The organism is Photorhabdus viridis (assembly GCF_040256935.1).
GTDB lineage: Bacteria > Pseudomonadota > Gammaproteobacteria > Enterobacterales > Enterobacteriaceae > Photorhabdus > Photorhabdus viridis.
This window is the reverse complement of the sequence record NZ_JBEJZY010000120.1, coordinates 1-2515: the sequence shown is the minus strand read 5'-3', so window position 1 is coordinate 2515 and position 2515 is coordinate 1. Positions and strand designations below refer to the sequence as shown.

General features: G+C 41.4%; 5 protein-coding genes. All 5 read right to left on the bottom strand.

What is annotated here, in order from left to right; translation table 11 throughout:
- Window positions 1–130 (bottom strand): Rpn family recombination-promoting nuclease/putative transposase (locus ABR397_RS22280; protein ID WP_350307621.1); only part of this gene is annotated, 130 nt, incomplete at its 3' end.
- Window positions 131–562: 432 nt separating this feature from the next.
- Window positions 563–991, bottom strand: coding sequence for a type II toxin-antitoxin system HicB family antitoxin (locus ABR397_RS22275; protein ID WP_350307620.1), 429 nt, complete (start codon window positions 989–991; stop codon window positions 563–565).
- Window positions 992–1015: 24 nt separating this feature from the next.
- Window positions 1016–1198, bottom strand: coding sequence for a type II toxin-antitoxin system HicA family toxin (locus ABR397_RS22270; protein ID WP_350307619.1), 183 nt, complete (start codon window positions 1196–1198; stop codon window positions 1016–1018).
- A gap of 366 nt (window positions 1199–1564) precedes the next feature.
- Window positions 1565–1843 (bottom strand): helix-turn-helix domain-containing protein, encoded by a 279-nt coding sequence (locus tag ABR397_RS22265; RefSeq protein ID WP_350307618.1) that lies wholly within the window; start codon window positions 1841–1843, stop codon window positions 1565–1567.
- Window positions 1824–2117 carry a type II toxin-antitoxin system RelE/ParE family toxin gene (locus tag ABR397_RS22260; protein WP_407072899.1) on the bottom strand — a complete coding sequence of 98 codons (294 nt, stop codon included), beginning with the start codon at window positions 2115–2117 and terminating at the stop codon, window positions 1824–1826. The genes ABR397_RS22265 and ABR397_RS22260 overlap by 20 nt, the downstream gene beginning before the upstream one ends.
- Window positions 2118–2515 lie beyond the last annotated feature (398 nt).

The following is a 2515-nucleotide window of genomic DNA, read 5'->3' as shown; positions in this document are numbered from 1 at the left end:
TATCCAGATCACAAACTGCCCGTAATGTCGCAGGCAAATGAATCTCCAGGAAGTCTCTGGCCGTATCGATATGACTTAAAAACTTTTTAAAAACAGCGTCATGTGGCGTTGGTGTATTTTTTTTCTTCATCAGTGAATGGTAGCATACTTTCTTTTATATTGAAGGAATATTAAGCAAGAAACCGAGCTGACTGAGATGTCTTAAATTTTATTTGACAAAAATGTTGATCGTATCTCAGATATTTTTATTTTCTTCTTAAGCGAAGTTCAGGTTAATTAGCAACATATTGTATCATTTTGTAGTGATACTGATTTTCGTGAATGACCATAAAGCATAAATCTCACAAATCAGTACAAGCGTTGGTGAGTTTACTCGTGGTTTTATTCATCTTGCTTATAACTCCCTCACAGCTAATAAATTTCTTCCTGAATCGTCATTTTGGTTATTTTCCGATCCACAAAGACGACTCAGCGTTTATGATTCGAGCTTTACTTTCATACGATATTACGGGGGATCAATTAAACACGTTTTAACGCTATGATGCATCCATGCACCATAGTATTAACTGAGTTCATGCCTTGCCGCTTCAGCCAAAAAGTGGCTTCTGTCTCGATATTGTGCCGGACTTTCTTTGACACGATTATCAATACGCTGAATAAGTGTATCAGGTAGTGAGATATTAATACGCTGCTGTTTTCCAGAAAATTCAGATAAATCAACATCGATAACAAACCAGCTATCAACATATTGATATTCTTTGTTTTTTGCATAAACCAAATAGCCAGCATCCTGAATTTGTTCAACGGCTCTACTGTTTGCGACCATATCTTCTACTGTTAACAAGATAGCCTCACGCGCCATTATCGCAATATCTTCTTTATCGTCAGCAGCAGAGAAACAGCCATAATCTTCGGTACACAGCGCAGGAATAACCAGACCATACGCTGTATTTTCGTCTTCCGGCAACTCAACACCTACTGAGAAAAACATGATGACCTCCAAAGTCGGCGGGGATTAAATCCCCGCCATTTTCTTTATAGATTTGACGGTGCCGACAGGCAGATCTTTTTTAGGATGCGGGACCGGGAACGTCTTTCCGGTTATAGGTGACCACCAAATTTGGTGACTCCCTCCGTTATGCCTTCTAAGTTCACACCCAACGGCAGTCAGCTCTTTTATCAGGTCAGTTGATTTCATATATTCTCCCAACCTGAGATCAATATACACACGCATACACATGAAGTGAATTTATTTATCTCAAGTGAACGATGTCAAAATAATGGTTAAGAGATTTTCCAGTACATGATGTTGAAAAATGGGATATCACAGCAGGTCCACGCCCAAAATTCAGGGAGTGATTGCTCGGAATGCGTCAGTTGTCGTAAGAATGTGGTCATAGAGGATCTGTGTTTGGAATAGGAACCCAGATCTTAGTTGATAAGGGTTAGCTTTTGCGGCAGCCTCTGTAGGGTGGAGAGTATCACTATCGCGTAATACGTTAACCCTAATGCCCGGTATCTTAATCAAATTTCATAATAAAAATACTGGGGGATGTGGCTAAAATTAAAGAGTTATTTGGAGTTTTTCGACACTGCAAGCTCGGGCATAACGAGCGAGGGTATCTATGCTGGCCTTATTTATATTGCTTTCCATGTGAGAGACGGTCGGCGGCTTAACCCCCATACGTTCTGCTACTTGGGCACGTGTGATACCTGCATTGCGACGCCATTCAGCCAGCAGCGCCTGTAATTTTTCTTTTCGCTCTTCTGCCTCGTATGCTGCCCGGTACTCCGGGTCTTTCATCCATTCAGCGTGTAATTCGTCATGAGTTTTCAATTTCACGTTTGATTTCCTCCAGTCTTTGTTTAGCTAGCTCGATTTCGTTTTTTGGTGTCTTTTGGGTTTTCTTAATGAAGATGTGGAGCATATAGATCTTGCCACCCGATTCATAAACCCAAATGCCGCGAGCGATGTCGTTACCCATTGTGCGGATCTCGTGAAGCCCATCACCAAGGGGCTTTGTATCCGGTTCCCGTAGGATCCGCGGGTTTTCCGCCAGTTTTTTAATCAGCCGGTCATACTTCACTTTTGTTAGTTTCGGTAAATATTGGCTCAAAGGCTAATTTTTCAAAGAAATGTACAGAATCTGTTATGAGATGACCAACAACAAATCTACCAGATTTACCATATCGGCTTATCAAATTGGACTATGCAAATCCGCCGATTTATCACCCAAAAGATGTTCATAATTCCCTCATGGTTAATGTACTCCTCTCAAAATCACCATCTTGGTTATTTATTGATTCGCGGATATGCCCGATTTTTACCAGATTGAATCCTGTTGAATGCTTTAAACCGCTACCCTGGCAAAGAATGCTGTCAGTTTATGGATTATAGAAAATGTTGGTTTGGTGGAAACGGTGCAAAAGGCGAATAATGCGGTGCCAAGTGGCAGGAGAATTAACGGAAAATCTCTGGTCGGGGATATCAGTTTGAGTGCCGGGGATGTGGGGG

What these genes read in the sequence shown, in the direction of transcription:
- ABR397_RS22275 (WP_350307620.1), bottom strand. Translation starts at nt 991, where the DNA reads ATGTTTTTCTCAGTAGGTGTTGAGTTGCCGGAAGACGAAAATACAGCG.
- ABR397_RS22270 (WP_350307619.1), bottom strand. Translation starts at nt 1,198, where the DNA reads ATGAAATCAACTGACCTGATAAAAGAGCTGACTGCCGTTGGGTGTGAA.